General features: G+C 53.4%; 11 protein-coding genes. 4 read left to right on the top strand and 7 right to left on the bottom strand.

Going from position 1 to position 16,193, the window contains the following annotated elements; genetic code table 11:
• Window positions 1-39: 39 nt before the first annotated feature.
• Window positions 40-912, bottom strand: a complete 873-nt coding sequence (locus F7231_RS08045) for an OmpA/MotB family protein (RefSeq protein WP_085412024.1) — start codon at window positions 910-912, stop codon at window positions 40-42.
• Between the two features lie 236 nt (window positions 913-1,148).
• On the opposite strand from F7231_RS08045, the gene F7231_RS08040 reads away from it, so the two are divergent.
• Window positions 1,149-2,090: a DUF1444 domain-containing protein gene (locus F7231_RS08040; protein WP_166691520.1), complete on the top strand. Its 942-nt coding sequence runs from the start codon at window positions 1,149-1,151 to the stop codon at window positions 2,088-2,090.
• Between the two features lie 45 nt (window positions 2,091-2,135).
• Here F7231_RS08040 and F7231_RS08035 read toward each other — a convergent pair whose 3' ends face one another.
• From F7231_RS08035 to F7231_RS08015, 5 genes are all read right to left on the bottom strand, one after another.
• Window positions 2,136-3,077, bottom strand: a complete 942-nt coding sequence (locus F7231_RS08035) for a DUF72 domain-containing protein (protein WP_166691519.1) — start codon at window positions 3,075-3,077, stop codon at window positions 2,136-2,138.
• Window positions 3,078-3,263: 186 nt separating this feature from the next.
• Complete coding sequence (locus F7231_RS08030) at window positions 3,264-4,304, bottom strand: DUF3500 domain-containing protein (RefSeq protein ID WP_166691518.1); 1,041 nt, start codon at window positions 4,302-4,304, stop codon at window positions 3,264-3,266.
• 167 nt (window positions 4,305-4,471) lie between these two features.
• Entirely contained in the window at window positions 4,472-6,547 is a 2,076-nt protein-coding gene (locus tag F7231_RS08025; RefSeq protein WP_166691517.1) for a S9 family peptidase, read from the bottom strand.
• A gap of 205 nt (window positions 6,548-6,752) precedes the next feature.
• The gene (locus F7231_RS08020) at window positions 6,753-8,924 is read right to left on the bottom strand and encodes a plastocyanin/azurin family copper-binding protein (RefSeq protein ID WP_166691516.1); all 2,172 of its coding nucleotides are present in this window, start codon (window positions 8,922-8,924) and stop codon (window positions 6,753-6,755) included.
• Between the two features lie 104 nt (window positions 8,925-9,028).
• Window positions 9,029-10,918 (bottom strand): 3-keto-disaccharide hydrolase, encoded by a 1,890-nt coding sequence (locus tag F7231_RS08015; RefSeq protein ID WP_166691515.1) that lies wholly within the window; start codon window positions 10,916-10,918, stop codon window positions 9,029-9,031.
• 688 nt (window positions 10,919-11,606) lie between these two features.
• Between F7231_RS08015 and F7231_RS08010 the strand changes: the two genes are divergently transcribed.
• Complete coding sequence (locus F7231_RS08010) at window positions 11,607-13,067, top strand: ATP-binding protein (RefSeq protein WP_166691514.1); 1,461 nt, start codon at window positions 11,607-11,609, stop codon at window positions 13,065-13,067.
• Between the two features lie 17 nt (window positions 13,068-13,084).
• Here the strand turns inward: F7231_RS08010 and F7231_RS08005 are convergent, their stop codons facing one another.
• Window positions 13,085-14,320, bottom strand: a complete 1,236-nt coding sequence (locus F7231_RS08005; protein WP_166691513.1) for an NADH-quinone oxidoreductase subunit D — start codon at window positions 14,318-14,320, stop codon at window positions 13,085-13,087.
• A gap of 156 nt (window positions 14,321-14,476) precedes the next feature.
• On the opposite strand from F7231_RS08005, the gene F7231_RS08000 reads away from it, so the two are divergent.
• Together F7231_RS08000 and fdhA are read left to right on the top strand one after the other, a co-directional pair.
• Window positions 14,477-14,878 carry a GlcG/HbpS family heme-binding protein gene (locus F7231_RS08000; protein WP_166691512.1) on the top strand — a complete coding sequence of 134 codons (402 nt, stop codon included), beginning with the start codon at window positions 14,477-14,479 and terminating at the stop codon, window positions 14,876-14,878.
• Window positions 14,879-14,979: 101 nt separating this feature from the next.
• The gene (fdhA, locus tag F7231_RS07995; protein WP_085412033.1) at window positions 14,980-16,173 is read left to right on the top strand and encodes a formaldehyde dehydrogenase, glutathione-independent; all 1,194 of its coding nucleotides are present in this window, start codon (window positions 14,980-14,982) and stop codon (window positions 16,171-16,173) included.
• Window positions 16,174-16,193 lie beyond the last annotated feature (20 nt).

Genomic DNA, 16,193 nt, shown 5'->3' with positions numbered 1-16,193 from the left:
TAGGCCGGGGATTTTTTATTGGGTTGGGCAAGGGCTCGCTTATTTGCCGCTCGACAGCAGGTTGAAGAACTGGTCGAGTTTTGGCGTCAGAATGATCTCAGTACGACGGTTTACTTTGCGACCTTCTGGGGTAGCGTTGTCGTCTTTAGGCGAATACTCACCACGACCACCAGCTGTCAGGCGGGTTGGCGCAACACCGAATTTGGTTTGCAGCACACGCGATACGGCCGTAGCGCGCAGTACGCTCAGATCCCAGTTGTCGCGCAGAACGCCCGATACAAACGGAACAGCGTCAGTATGACCTTCAACCAGGATGTCGAGTTCGTTGTGATCGTTTACCACTTTGGCCACTTTACCCAGTACTACTTCAGCTTGTGGGTTCACGTCGAACTTGCCTGAGTTGAACAGCAGTTTGTCAGAAATAGAGACGTAAACTACGCCTTTCTTCACTTCAACCTGCACGTCCTGATCGTTGATATCAGACAATGACCGCTTCAGGTTCATCACCAGCGCGAGGTTCAGCGAGTCTTTGCTGCGGATCGAGTTGTTAATGTTATTAACGTACTTGGTTTGTTCGTTCAGCGTTTCCAACGACTTCTTGATGCTTTCAGCACCCTGCTTGCTCACTACTGACAAGTCAGACATGCGATCGAGCAGGTTGTTGTTGGTCTTTTTCATGTAGTCGAGCTGATTTTGCAGATCGGCTAGCTGACTAACTTTATTGGCCAGGTCAGCATCTTTAGTTTTGAGGTTAGCCTGTAAATCAGCCGTACGCTTATCGCAGTTGCTCAGATCGGCCAGTGTCTTTTCGTGGGCCGATTGCAGGTTTGCCAATTCTGCTTTCGTTTTTTTGCTGGCAGCGCATGAAGACAACAGAGTCAAACCGGCGCAGATAATCAATACGTTTTTCATGAAGAATTTAATTATTAAACAGTTATCGGTCAAACGCCGATGATCTCAGGATTAGTACCAGGCACTTCTCTTTTTGTGAAACATTAAAGTGCCTTAATGCTACTTGCGTCAGCCCGCAAAATTACGATTTTTCCAATAAGTGTGGTCGTCTTCATTTTGGATAAATGAGCTAACGACCTGATTCGAGTTTGTTGGCCGTTGCCTGCACTCATTTTTTTTGTACCTTCCTAATCAGTATGCTCGGACTATTCAGACGCAAAAAGAAGGAAGAGGCTCCCGTCTCACAGTTCCCCTTACCAGCCCACATGGCTGACTGGCTCTCCGTTGATGATTATAACCACATTTTACGCCTTACCGTTGAGCAACTTAGCCTGAAAGGCTCAATTGAACTCATTTCCGACGAGGGGACCATTGAGGTTTTATTTGAAGGGCAAAAAGGGGCCACTCGTTTTTACATGGATAACCTGCTGCGGAAGTGTATAGCTGCAGAATCTACGGAATGGGAGGCAATGGTCGCCAGCCACGTAAAAATCCTGCCCATCAATAGCGCCGCGATTACCTATATCTACAAAGATTTCGAGTTTGCCGCTCCTCTGTTGAAAGTGCAGGTAAAGCCAGTTGGTTTTGCCCAGGATATTATCCAGGATTGCGTCTATCGGCAGGACTTCCCCCAAACTCATACCTTTCTGGTGATCGATTTCGACGATGCGCTGCATTACGTCCGTCGTAGCGAGATGGCCGAATGGGAGATGACCGATGCGTACCTGTTTGATGTGGCACTAGATAACGTGGCCCGTGAAAAGCCGGATCTGGCCGGGCATGCTCTGGCCGACGAACTGCCATTATACACCCTGTTCCATAACGATTTTGCGGTGGCCTGTGCCATTGAATTATCGCGGAATGCCGATGAAGCAGTTGGACCCTATGGCGCGGTGGTAAACATTCCGGCCAAAGGATCAGTGTTCATTCACCCGCTCGAAGCTGATACTGTACTCGACTACATTGCTGCTTCGCACGAAATGGTGCAGGGTTTTTATACGGATGAAGTGTACACGGTCAATGCCGAATACTATTGGTATTACCAGGGTCGGTATAGTCTGTTTCCGATGCGTGTAGAAGGCAATCAGGCCTACCTGTCATACCCCGATCGGTTGCGCCAATTGTTGCAAAACGGGTAAGGCCGGCAGCTACTCAGGCGTGGCTTCACGCGCTTAGGTAACCGGCTAAAATAGACTTCCCTGTACCACTTGAGGCTGTAAAACCGGTTCGCGCAGGTTTAGGCCGCAGTGTTCGTTAAGCTGACGTATCCAGTACCGGATAAGCTCTGGTGCCGTATCATTATCACCACCGCCATGCACAAACAGGTAGGCGGTTTGCAATCCTTTATCAAACCAACTTTTCAGGCGTTGAATCCACTCGTCGGTACGTGAATAATCCGTTGGATGCCCTTCGTTGGCAATGAAACGGAGGGTTAGCACAGGGCTACTCAACCCCATGTGCAGCACGTCGCGCCGACCAGCAACATCGGTGATGACGGTATGGCGGTGCAGCCCATGCAGACGCTCGAGCGTATGTCCCCAGATAGCGGCCGTTTTGAACCAGTCGGGATGACGAAACTCAACGGCTACGTCGAGATCGTCGGGTAGATCGCTGAGGTACCGTTCCAGTATTGGCCATTTGTCCGGACCAAATAGGGGTGGCAATTGCAGAAACGACATGCCCAGAAACTCTTCAAGCCCGAAGATAGCGTTGACAAATTCGGCGGTCAGGTTTTCTGCTCCCTGCAACAGCCGTTCGTGACTGATCGCCTGCGGAAACTTCGGGCAATACAAAAAGGGCGTACCCACGTTTCTTCGCTCGGCAACGACACCGGCTGCCTCCGTTTTCCAGCGCTCGATCATGCCCGGCGTTGGAATCTGGTAGTGAGTCAGATTTAGCTCGATGGTGTTGAACTGCCGGACGTAATGGTGCAGAAAATCCTTCTCTTTAGCGGTCGACGGATACACCTTGCCGACGTAGTCTTTATTCGCCCATACTGGCCCGCCGATGAACACGTTAGGCTGTTTGGCAGACGTCACGTCTGTCCAGATCCGGGCGTTAAAGGTATGGCCGGGTGGTAACGCAAGCGTGGCAGTGTCGAGATTGGTTATTTTTCCGAAGTCCATGATGAAGGCGCAACCAGTCAGTGTAGCAAGCTGCTTTGCTGCTATAATCCAAAAAGCAGGCCCTTTGTTTTTTGTTATCTGTGGTCTCGGGAGGTGGTCATCACGCTACGCTATCACCAGCGAGTTATGCCTTGTTTTACCAGAAATGACGGCACGGTATAACGACCAGTTACTGACAGCAAAGCGTTAATGTTTGGCGCGTTCGTAGTGCTCGCGGAGAAGGTCGTCGCCGAAGTCATTGGTCAGATCACGCACGACGGTGTGCACGTGGTTGGCGTTGTTTTGCGTGTTGTCGAACTCGATCAGCAGCATGGGGCCGTGAATGCGGTAGTAGTACCCCACGGTACTTTCAGAAGTTGTGTCGCCCGCCCAGGCAAATCGAAGCTGATCAAGTCCCGCTTTTTCGATACGATCCATCTGCTGTTTGGCCAGCGTTACCCGGTATCGGTTCAGGTACGTCTTCAGCAGGGTGGTAAACTGCTTGCGCTGGCTGGCGGTCATATCGGCATAGGCGAGGCCATCCATCCGTTCAAGTGAAGCACGGCGGCTATTACCGGTCAGGATGTTGCCAAATGCTTTTTTCGCTAGCACAGCCTGCGTGAGTTGTGTGTCGTTAAGGCTATGAAGTAGCGTAAAGGCCTGCTCAGTTTCGTCACGCATAAGCTGTTTACCTTTCTGGGGAACGTCGATCCGGACTGTACCTGGGTTGCTACCCATGAACAGGGGTGTCAACGACAGTACCTTGCCCGTCATTGACGAAAACTGCGCCGATACATGGTGGCCTTCAAAGCGCCATCCCCACGGGTCGGTACTGCCGACCTCGCCGAAAATGGTGACGTAGTATCCCTCCGGATCGCGGTAGTTATCGCCAGCGGGTCGTTTCTCAACGATGCGCAAGACATTCTCAAGATCCGAAATCTGCTGGGCTTTGCTGTAGCCTTCGTCGCTGAGGCCGGTTTTCAGCAGGGCCCAGGCCAATTTTTGCTGGTCGGCATTCATCTGCTTTAGCATCAGTCCTTTGCGGGCGTGCGGCACAAAGTCCCAGTTGACGCGCTCATTATCAGTGAATGGGTACGTTGCCTGTTTCAACTGCTCGGGCGACAGCGTTTTAAGAAACGCCTGCGCGGCATCGGCCATGTCGTCTTTCACCCGTTTGGGGGCTACTACCTGCGCCGAGGCTGGCAGGACAAACAGGCAAATAAAGAGGAGAGAAAGGATCGATTTCATAGAAAACCACGGTTAACCAACTGAGAAGGGCTGGTCGACCGTGGTTCTACTGAATGGCTCAGGTACGCTCGCTGAGTCTCTTGGCAGACTTAAGCAGACGTACCTGGAACGCTGTTAGGTCAGAGCGAGCAGACACGGCTAATTTAGGCCGGACCGGCTCCTTCAAATCACTCTTTCCCGGCCAGATTGAGCATAAAGGCAAATTCCATAGCCACTTCTTTCAGGGCGTTGAACCGGCCCGATGCGCCGCCGTGGCCGGCCTCCATGTTGGTGTGCAGCAACAGAATGTTTGTATCGGTTTTCAGGGTACGCAGCTTGGCTACCCACTTGGCAGGCTCCCAGTACTGCACCTGCGAATCGTGGAGGCCCGTAGTTACCAGCATATTGGGGTACGCCTGTGCTGATACCTGATCGTAGGGTGAATACGACAGCATGTAGTCGTAGTATTCCTTGTTCTTAGGGTTGCCCCATTCTTCGAACTCACCGGTCGTCAGCGGAATACTTTCGTCGAGCATAGTTGTAACCACGTCTACAAACGGAACGGCGGCCACCACACCCCGGTACAGTTCGGGTGCCTGGTTGATCACTGCGCCCATCAGCAGGCCACCGGCGCTCCCACCCAGCGCAAACAGTTTGTCGGGAGCAGCGTACTGGTTGGCGATGAGCCATTTCGAGACGTCGACAAAATCGTTGAAGGTGTTTTGCTTCTTCAGCAGTTTCCCGTCGTCGTACCAGGCGCGGCCCATTTCCTGCCCGCCGCGGATGTGGGCAATGGCGTAGATGAAGCCCCGGTCGAGGAGGCTGAGGCGATTGCTGCTGAAACCCGGTTCGGTGTTGCTGCCGTACGAGCCGTAGGCATATTGCAGCACGGGCGAGGTGCCATCTTTCGGCGTGCCCTTCCGGTACACGATAGACACAGGTACGTTTACGCCGTCGCGAACGGGTACGAAAACGCGCTCAGATACATAGTTGGTCTTGTCGAAGCCACCGAGTACGGACTGCTCTTTCTGTAAGGTCATGTCCTTCGTGTCCATGTCGTAATCGAAGGTCGAAGAGGGCGTGGTCATCGACGAATAGCCAAACCGGAGCACGTTAGTATTAATGTCGGGGTTGTTGCCAATGCCCGCCACGTAGGCTGGATCAGTAAACTGGAGGTATTCATCGGCCTGCGTTTGCTGGTTGATCACCCGCAGTTTGGCGAGGCCGTCTTTGCGTTCGCCCATCACCAGGTGGTTCACAAACACATCCATGTTCTGTAGAAACACATCGTCCCGGTTTGGTATCACCTCGGTCCAGGCGGCGCGGTCGGTGGTCGTGGCAAGGTTGTCGGCTGCTTCCATCAGGCGGTAGTTCTGCGCCTGGTAGTTGGTTCGCACGTAGAACTTATTGCCAATGTGCTGCAGGTCGTACTCATGGCCGCGCTCGCGGGGGTAGAAGACGCTGAACGTACCTGTAGGGTTGTTGGCTTCGAGCAGGCGGTATTCGGTGGTGACGCCGTTATGATCGCTGACGATCGTTACGTATTTCTTCGATTTCATCCGATACAGCCCCATGTAGAACTGGTTATCGGCTTCTTCATACACCAGTACATCGGCGGCGGGATCGGTGCCGAGCTCGTGGCGGTACACCTGGTAGCCCAACAGCGTCTGCACGTCTTTCTTGACGTAAAAAAACGTGTGGTTGTCGGTTGCCCAGGCAAAGTCGCCCGCTTCTACGTTCTCGATCACTTCAGGATAAATCTCGCCGGTTTTCAGGTTTTTCACCCGCAGCGTATACATGCGGCGGCTGACGGTGTCTTCGCAGAAAATGGCCAGCTCATCGTTGTCCGAGATCTCAAAGCCGCCGAGGTTGTAATACGAATGACCTTTGGCTAATTCATTGCAATCGAAGAGCAGTTCCTCGGGAGCGGTCAGTGCACCTTTCTTCCGAACGTAAATTGGGTATTCGCCCCCCTCGACAAAGTTGGTCTGGTAATAGTAATCGCCATCCTTGAACGGGACCGACTGATCCTGTTGCTTGATACGCCCTTTCATTTCGGTAAAGAGCGTTTCTTCGAGGGCTTTCTGTGGCGCCAGAGCAGCCTGTGTATAGGCGTTTTCGGCGTTCAGGTAATCAATGACTTCCTGATCGTCCCGGTCGTTGAGCCAGTAGTAGTTATCTACGCGGGTGTGGCCGTTGGTCGTTAGCTCATGGGGTTTAATCGGGGCCACCGGGGCGGGCTGTGGAGTTTCTGTGTGCGTCATACCATACAGCATCAGTGCTGCGAAAAATGCGGTAGTGTGTTTATACTGAAAAGACGATAAAAGCGGCTATACCGGTTCCCGGCGATGTGGAATCTGACCCTACGAAAAGCGGCTTACGCGTCACTACTCCTAAATCCTCTGAATGGGACTTAGGGGTAATGACGCGTAAGCCGCTTCTTTAATTGTTAGAAAATAGCGAGTTCCCTTACGGTACCACCTTCATAATACCCTGCATCACATAAAAGTGGCCGGGAACGGTGCACTCGTAGGTGTATTCGCCAGGTTTACTGGGGGCGATGAAGTAGATCGTTTCGTTGGTATTGGGTTGCAGCAGGTTGGTATGGTTCAGCACTTTCTCCGTTTGCGGGATGTAGTTCTTCTCCTGTCCTTCCAGGCCCAGCTTCATGGCCAGTTCGCCCACCTGAATGGCCGAGCCGGGGGTTACTACCACGAAGTTATGCAGCATATCGTCTTCGTTGTTGAAGACGACCCGCACTTTGCTGCCCGCTTTCACCTGAAACTGCTCCGGTGCGAATTTCAGGCCGGGCTTTGTGCCCATGTTAATCGTATAATCGGCATCACCGCCCCATGCGGCAGGCATGTCGGTAATGCGCTTAGCTGCTGCGGGTGCTTTCGTTGCCGGTTTAGCACTTGCTTTGGCTGGCATGGCTTTCTTGCCCGTCGTTTTCGCCACGGGGGCAGGGGGCGACGCTGTTGACGCCATCATGCTGTGGTCATGCGCCGGGGTAGGGGCCAGGCTGGCCATGGCTAGTTTGTCGCCGTCGGGAATGTTATTCAGCGTGTAGTAGCCCACGTTATGCAACAGGGTCCGGCCGTTGGCGGCGCGAACACCCGCCGCCGTAATTTCGTGAATGTACCCCAGGCGCAGACTGTCGACAACCAGCCGGGCTTTCAGGCCATCGCTCGAAACCACGATGCCTTTGATGGGGCAACCGCCGCGATTGATCACCGGACTGCCGTAAGTGGCGTGGTATTTATAGTTGAAGCCGGTCACTTTATACGAAGCCGGATCGGCTGCTATCTGGGCATCGACGGGGGCGGTAAACTCGATCTCGAATCCGTCGGGCATGGCGTGGATGGTTTTCATCTCGAACGGAGTTTTACCAGTCCAGACCACACGTTGCAGGCTGAACAGCTCTTTGCCCGTCGACGACCAGCCACGACTGGTCATACCCACAAACATCGACGCATCGTGCCCCCAAACCAGCCGGAAAACGCCCGATGAGAACCCTTCGCGGAACGGGAAAACAACGCCCTGATACTCGCCTTTCACTTTTTCGAGCGCCACACGCGACAGAATGCTTTGTCCCTGATCGCCCACGAACAGCTGACCCGCAAAGGGACCAAAGCCGCCTTTAGTGTTGTCAGGAATCATGCCCGATGTAGAGATACCGAGAATGCCGTGGGGCAACCAAACGGCGGGTGCCTTGAGTGCCGTAAACCGTTTCGATACATCGTAGAGCGGTTCGCCGGTGTTGGGTACGTCCTGTGGTTTGATGGTCAGCGGAGAGTCGGTCAGGCCGGTCCAGCGCAGGCTTTCGGCGTTACCCATAAAGTCGCCGCGCTCGACCTGCGAAATGCGGCCCGAACCGACCCAGTCGCCCTGGTTTTCGCTGTAGAAGAAATCACCGGCTTCGTTCATCACGTACCCGGCAGGCGAGCGCATACCCGCCGCAAAGGGCTTCATCTTGCCGTCGGGCGTGAGTTCGAGCGTCCAACCGCGCCAAGGAACCAGACTTACGCCGTGGCCCAGGCTGTTGCTCCAGCCCACGTTGAGGGTCACCAGCATATTGCCGTTTGGCAAGAATGTGGGGCCATACGAATACTCGTGGTAGTTGCCCGATAATGGCCATGAATATACTTTATCGTAGGAATCGGCCCGACCGTCCTGATCGGTGTCGCGCAGCCGGGTTACTTCGCTGCGCTGGGTTACGTAGATGTCACCGTCTTTGTAGGCCAGTCCCAGCGGCTCGTGCAGGCCCTGCGCGAACCGTTTGTAGGTGGGCCGCGCCGAGCCGCTGATGTACGGGTTCGACACGATCCAGACCTCACCCCGGCGTGTACAAACGGCCAGGTTGCCGTCGGGCAGGGTAGCCATACCGCCCACTTCCAGAATCACATCTTCAGGGACGGGTAAGGAAATGATCTTGTAAAAATCGTCTTCGCGCTCGGGGTCGACTTCCGGTTTCGCCAGCCCTTTGGGGGCGGGGGCAGGTTGCTTACTGCTCGAACTGACCGGCTTGCCGTCTTTCGATTGAATCTGGGCCTGTCCCGGTAGCTGGCTGGCACTGATAAGTGCCGCCGCGATGAGCGTACGCTGGGCCAGGTTGTATAGGTTAAACTGTTTGATTTTCATAAGAGTATACGGTCGTTTGCGCATACCTCAAACTCATTAAAGGTAGCCAAAGCTTCGCGGCAGAGAGTAGCAGCACAGAAGCCCCTTTAAAGGGTTGGGGGTATTTACCAGATAATTGAATACGTAGCGGTACCGGTAGCTCCGGCCGTAGCTTTTACGGGAATGAGCATTTCCTGGGTACGTTGCGGTGTGGTGCGAACAAGGGGTTTCTCGCCTGTTGGCAGTTCAATCAGGTACTGCTTATCGTTGATGGCGTACAAGCCGTTGGCAAGCTGCGTAATGCTGCTGCCCTCGGCTACACGGCACCAGAACTGCCCTTTCTCTTGACCCATACCCACTGTGAACGAATGCGATAACCGCCGGCCTTCGTCCTGCGTAGCAAATGATTCGCGGACACTGGCGGTGCCAATGGCGTACTTGAACACAGGCCGGCCCGCTTTATCGAGGTCGTACCCCTGATTGGTATACGTGGCGTTGGAGTCGGGCCAGGCTGCGTTTTGATTAGCCAGGATCGTAATGGATGGTTTGCCTGCCATGTCAATAACGCTACCCAGCGGCACGGATAACTGCGTTTCGCCGCGGCCGTACCACATAGGCGTTGTTTCGAGGAAGTTGCCCCGCCAGACTTGCAGAAATTCACCTTTGCTCAGATCGACGCTGTAGTTGGCTTCACCCGGCTCACCCACCGAGATCGTGTGGGTACGTTTGGCACCTTTATAGTTTACGAAACCACGCTGCATGACTGGCTCATTTTTGGCTAGTAAAGCAATTTCGCCAACGGGGTCCTGCGCCAGAATAACTGGATTCAGCGTGGTGTACTGCACGCCGGGGCCTTCGAGCGAGAGGGTAATGTCGTTGGTACGGGCATACCACAGACCGAAATTTTTGAAGTATGCCAGCGTAAGTGGGTGGTCACCAGCTTCGAGCGAAACCATGGCCGAAGCCGTGCCGCCGTTTTTGCCCGTGATGGTAAACACCGGTTTGTTAGCAATGGTCAGTTGGCCTGACCCGTTTGGGTTGTTGGGGTCGGTGTCGGCCGGAACCCAGGCCAGATTCAGGTCGATCAGGTATTGGCCCGTGCGGGGAATGTGGATCGTGCCGGTGATGACGCCGCCGAATTTATCGCGGTTGCCGGGGGCCTGGTGAGCGAGCAAGTCGATGGCCATTTCCCGTTTCGGGGTCATGGTTGCCATATCCTCCACCGATTTGAAGCGGCCCTCGTAGGCTTTCAGCGTCATGTTGGTGAGCGTTACCGGTTCGGTACCGTAGGCTTTGTAGCGGATGTTCCGGATAGCCACGGCCCCGTGGTCGCCCTGAATCATCAGCGGGCCGATTGGCTTTTCGTCGGTGAAGGCTGCGGCACGGGTAGGGCCGGTCACTTCTACGTTTTCCTGTACAACAACCCCATTCTGAACAACCTTCAGAAAGCGCGCATTGGCAATTTTCTGCCCGCTGCTATTGAAACGGGGTGCCCGGAAGGTAACCGACAGGTGTTGCCACAAGCCAGGTGCTTTGCTCACGTTCTGCGCTGGTGGGTGGCCTTCGTACCCTTTCCGACCGTCGGGGCGGCTTTCGTCCCAGCGTTCGTAAATGGCTCCGCAGTCGCTTGATTTTGGGCTTTTAACGCCCCAACTGTCAAACAACTGCACTTCATAGCGCCCCTGTAGGTAAATGCCCGAGTTAGCGCCTTTTTCCATCATGAAGTCCAGCTCCAGTTGCACGTCACCATGTTCCATCGTGGTGAACAGGTGTCCGTTGTCCTTCGTCGACAATGCGTTGACGGCAATACCTGTACCGGCTTTGGTACTTCCTTTGCCAGCCGTATTGAGGTCGTAAAAAACGTCACTGACCACCTTCCAGTTGCTGCTCGTTGGCTTAAACGCCGACAAGTTCTGAAGATCGATCTGTTGAAAAGGGATCTCATTTCGCTGCGCCGACGAATCAATCGTCCAGGGCAGAAAAGTTGTTAGAAGTAGAAAAAAACGATACGGCATAGTTACTGATAAACGAAAAATAAACCGGCTAAATTGGCCCATGACGGTTGGCCGGTTCGTGGTGGCTAACTGTGGCAGGTAGCTATACATTATAGCACTGTAAAGCTACTGCAAGAATGCGATTAGGCTGCTTTCTTACTGCTTTACTAAGCTGGTTGCTTATTGCTTTTGGTGCTGTCTGATTCGAGTAGGGTCAACGTTGCTGGAGACGGGTAATTGCAACTGGTAGCTGCCTGTTGGCCAGGCCTGGAGCAGTCAGGAGATTAAAAATAAGGCAAAAATCCTGGCGACTACACAACTAACTGACAGGGTACAGCCAAGCAAAGGAGTGGTAAATGTTTACTAGTCACTATACATATTAGCCTTTTTCTTGTCAGGTCTTCACTAATCAATTTGGGGTTCACCAGACTGATTCGATTAGCCTCGATGCGTGAGTAGCCGATCATACTCGCTAATAATCGTCCTTTTTCGAATAATATGTAGTTTTTGTAGAACATTTTAAAGTTTGATTGTAGGCGATCAATGCAGAGTCATTATGATGACAAAGTGTAGTTAATCGATAGACTATTCTCTTGAGTAGTACATGTAGGAATGGTCCGGCAGGTTTGTTTTGGTTGTGCGGCCTTATGAACACATAGGGAAACAGGATCAGGCTCCGTATATTAGCTTATCAATGAAGCTGTTGCCTATGCCCACACACTCGCTCACCTATCGTTATTTGTTCGCACTATCACTTGTGGCAGGCCTGACTATCTGGGGCCAAGTGCTGGTACAACGCCAACTGAACGATCAGGAGAACGACTCCTGGCTCGTGAATTATGCGGGTCGACAACGCTTTCAGAGCCAAACGATTGTTAAAGACGTGCTGTTGCTGACGACGGAGGCTGCATTGGCCAATCATCATGAAGTAGTTGCCGAGTTAACTCAGGTGTTGGCCAGTTGGGAACATTATCACCGTGAGCTTCGAACGGGTAATCTGGTGGAACTGAACAGGACGCAGGTGAATAGTGACACCATTAACGCGATGTTCAGGAAGATACAGCCGCACTTCGAAACCATCCGGATTGAAACACACTATCTGCTGGAACAGCCAACACTGACAGTCGCCGAGCGACGGCAGTCGGTAGATGCCGTGTTAGCTCACGAGCGGCAGTTTCTTAACCAGATGGACGCAATTGTAAGGCAATATCAGCGGGAGGCGCAACAGAAGATCGAGGTTTTGCGGGGTATAGAGCGAGTATTGATGGTCATTACGCTTCTGATTTTATTGCTCGAAGCGCTTCTGATTTTTCACCCAGTAGTGCAAACGCTACGCATTACATTTACGCAGCTTATCGCGGCTCGTCAGCAGGCTGAACAGGCAACTGAAGCGCTGCTAGAAACAAACATGACCCTTCAACAGACGCAGCAACAGCTTCTGCGCGAATCAGGATTGCGGCACCAGCAGCAACTGAGTGAACAGCGTATTCGGATGGCATCGCTGGTACAGGGACAGGAAGAAGAGCGTCGGCGCCTCTCGCGTGATTTGCACGACGGTATCGGGCAAATGTTGACTGGCCTGAAATTGCTGGCTGAAAACCTGCGCTCGGCCCATTTGCTTCCTGATAATGAACAACGTACCTACGCCAGTTTGAAAGGGCTAGTGGTTAAGATCATTCAGGAAACACGCCATGTGTCGAACAACCTGATGCCGCCCGTTTTGAGCGATTTTGGCCTCGAACCAGCCCTCCGTTACGTGGCTGAGCAATCAGCCCAGCAGTCGGGTTTAACCATCCGTGTACTCTCACAAGGAGCCGATACCCGCCTGCATCCTAGCCTGGAAATCGGTTTGTACCGAATTGCCCAGGAAGCGCTCACCAATGCCATCAAACACGCTGAAGCAAGCTATGTTGATATCGAACTCCGTGTTCGTGAAAACCGCCTGCTGTTGGCTATCAGCGACAATGGTCGTGGAGTAGGGCCTGCTCAGGGCGATGCCGTTGTGAACGGACAGGGGTTGCACAACATGCGTCAGCGCGCTCGCCTGATGAACGGCGTTCTGCGGTTGTTATCGCAACCCAACATGGGTACACGTATTGTCGTGACCGTTCCGCTGGAGACCGAAACGCCTGAACTGACCCAGACTATAAGCGGGAAAGTGAAGGTGTGAGTGGTGCCGTAAAATGGCTACCGGTCTACCTCGCCCATCACCAGATCGAGTGAACCGATAACGGCCACCAAATCGGCCAGCATGCCGCCCCGACTTATTTCAGAAATGACTGACAGGTTATGAAATGAGCACGACCGACAGTGCGAACGCACCGGAATATCAGACCGGCCATCGGTCCGGAAAAAGAACCCAAGTTCACCCTTCGCGCTTTCGCCCCGGAAATAATAGTCTCCTGCTTTGGGCCGGATTTTTTTCGGGACCATCGCCTGCGGATTGTAGTCCGGCGTGCGCTTATGATCGGTGGTTAGCCGGTCAAGGCACTGCTCAATGATGCGAACCGACTCCCAGCACTCGCGAACGCGTACGTAGTTCCGGTCCCAGCAATCGCCTACTGCGCCCGCCTGTCCAGTACCGATCGGAATCTCGAAATCCAGTTCAGGATAAACCGAATACGCATCAACCCGGCGCAGGTCATAGCGCAGGCCCGAGCCACGAAGTACAGGGCCAGTACATCCGTAATCGATCGCCACAGCCAGAGGTAACACGCCTACGTTGCCGGTCCGTTTACGAAATATCTCGTTATCGATTAGCACATCCTGTAATTCAACCAGCTTGGGTTTCAGGTACGTGACAAACTCGCGGCACCGTTCTTCGAAACCAACGGGCAGGTCATAGAACAGGCCGCCGATCCAGATATAGTTGTAGAGCATGCGGGCACCGCTTACCCATTCCAGCAACCGCTGTATGTGTTCCCGGTCGCGCATAAGCCAGAGGAAGGGCGTAAACGCACCAATATCAAGTCCATATGTACCAATTGCCACAAAATGCGAGGCAATGCGGTTCAGTTCGGCCACCAGCACGCGTATGTACTCGGTCCGCTTCGGAATGTCGTTTTCAATACCCAGCATCCGTTCTACAGCCATTGCCCAGATGTGCTCGCCGTTCATCGCCGCCAGGTAATCGAGCCGATCGACAAACGGAATACCCTGATTGAACGGCACGTTCTGCGTGTGGGCCTCGAAGCAGCGGTGCAGGTAGCCGAGGTGCGGTACCACGTCGGTCACGATTTCACCGCTGGTAACAATCTCGAGCCGCAACACACCGTGGGTGCTGGGGTGCTGCGGCCCCATGTTCAGAATCAGTTCACCTTCACCGAGTTGTTCCGGATCATACACGTTCGGCTCCGACGCCTTAAAATGGCCGGGGCTGTATTCGTACTGAATGCGGGATTCAAGTGGTTGTTCTGTGATCATGGCTGTGCAAAAGTAACAGCCATTCGGGGGAAATATGTTCGTCAAAGTCCAGGACTAGGGTAAAGGCCACTACTAACTACGCTCAATCGCTGGGTCACTAAAAACATAGTATGGTCTATAGGGTTAATTGGTTTTAACCTAACTCTGTTACAGAACATGGGAATCACACTAGAACAGGCTGAAGGATTGATCGCAGCTGCCAAAGCCAAATCAACCGAATTGGGCCTGAAAATGAACATTGCCGTTGTTGATGCGGGCGCCAATCTGGTTGCTTTCGCCCGTCAGGATGGTGCGTGGCTGGGCTCGGTCGATATTTCGATCAAGAAAGCAAAAACGGCCCGCTTCTTCGATATGAATACGGGCGACCTGGGACAAGCCTCACAGCCAGGCGGTTCGCTCTTCAACATCGAACACTCGAACGGTGGTCTAATCACGTTCCCCGGTGGTATTCCCATCAAGGGGGCCAACGGTGAGGTGATTGGTGGTATCGGTGTATCGGGCAGCACTGTCGAGAATGACCATATAGTGGCTCAGGCCGGGGTCGACGCACTTCAGTAGTCTTTTCGGTTGCTCCAGTTACTTCGGGTAGCAGGGCAAACCGAATAACCACACCAAGTTGATAATCGATTTTACGTCACAGTACAAAACTGCAGATCAGTATGGCGAGTAACCGTGGTGTCGTGTATACCGGCCCGGGCAACGTAGAAGTACAGAACATCGACTTCCCCGAGCTGGCAAACCCCAAAGGCAAGAAAATTGGCCATGGGGTAATACTTAAAGTGATTTCAACCAATATCTGTGGCAGCGACCAGCACATGGTCCGTGGCCGCACAACGGCTGAGCCGGGGCTGATTCTTGGCCATGAAATAACGGGCGAGGTGATTGAAAAGGGGGCTGACGTTGAGTTTCTCGATATTGGCGACATTGTTTCGGTTCCGTTCAATGTAGCCTGCGGCCGGTGCCGTACCTGTAAGGAGCAACAAACGGGCATCTGTCTGAACGTCAATGATTCTCGCGCTGGCGGTGCCTACGGGTACGTCGACATGGGCGGCTGGATTGGCGGTCAGGCCGAATATGTGATGGTGCCGTACGCTGATTTCAACCTATTGCGTTTCCCAGACAGAGAGCAGGCGATGGCTAAAATCCGTGACCTGACCATGTTGAGCGATATTTTTCCGACGGGTTTCCACGGTGCCGTCAAAGCGGGTGTTGGCCCAGGAACTACGGTCTATATTGCCGGAGCTGGTCCGGTCGGTATGGCAGCAGCGGCCTCGGCGCAATTGCTGGGAGCGGCGGTAGTCATCGTGGGCGACATGAACAAAGCACGTCTGGCTCACGCCCGATCGATTGGCTGCGAAACCGTCGATCTAAACGAAGATGCATCATTGGCCGACCAGATTGCTCAGATTTTGGGCGTTCCCGAAGTTGACTGCGCCGTTGACTGCGTTGGTTTTGAAGCGCGGGGGCATGGTGGACAGGTTCAGAAAGAAGTGCCCGCCGCTGTGCTGAACTCACTGATGGAAATTGCCCGCGCGGGTGGTGCCATTGGTATTCCCGGCCTGTACGTGACGGAAGATCCGGGTGCGGAAGAATCGACAGCCAAGACGGGTAATCTGTCGATCCGGTTCGGACTGGGTTGGGCCAAAAGCCATTCGTTCTTCACGGGACAAACGCCGGTGATTAAATATAATCGCCAACTGATGATGTCGATTTTGTACGATAAAGTGCAGATTGCCAAAGCCGTAAATGTCGAGGTGATTACGCTCGATCAGGCCCCGGAAGGCTATGCTGAATTCGACAGCGGTGTCGCCAAGAAGTTTGTATTAGACCCCCACGGCCTAGTACCAGCTTAGTTTTTCACCCCAACCCGCGA

The sequence above is a fragment of the Fibrivirga algicola genome (assembly GCF_011742925.1).
GTDB classification, from domain to species: Bacteria; Bacteroidota; Bacteroidia; order Cytophagales; family Spirosomataceae; genus Fibrella; species Fibrella algicola.
This window is presented reverse-complemented; position numbering and strand designations above follow the sequence as displayed.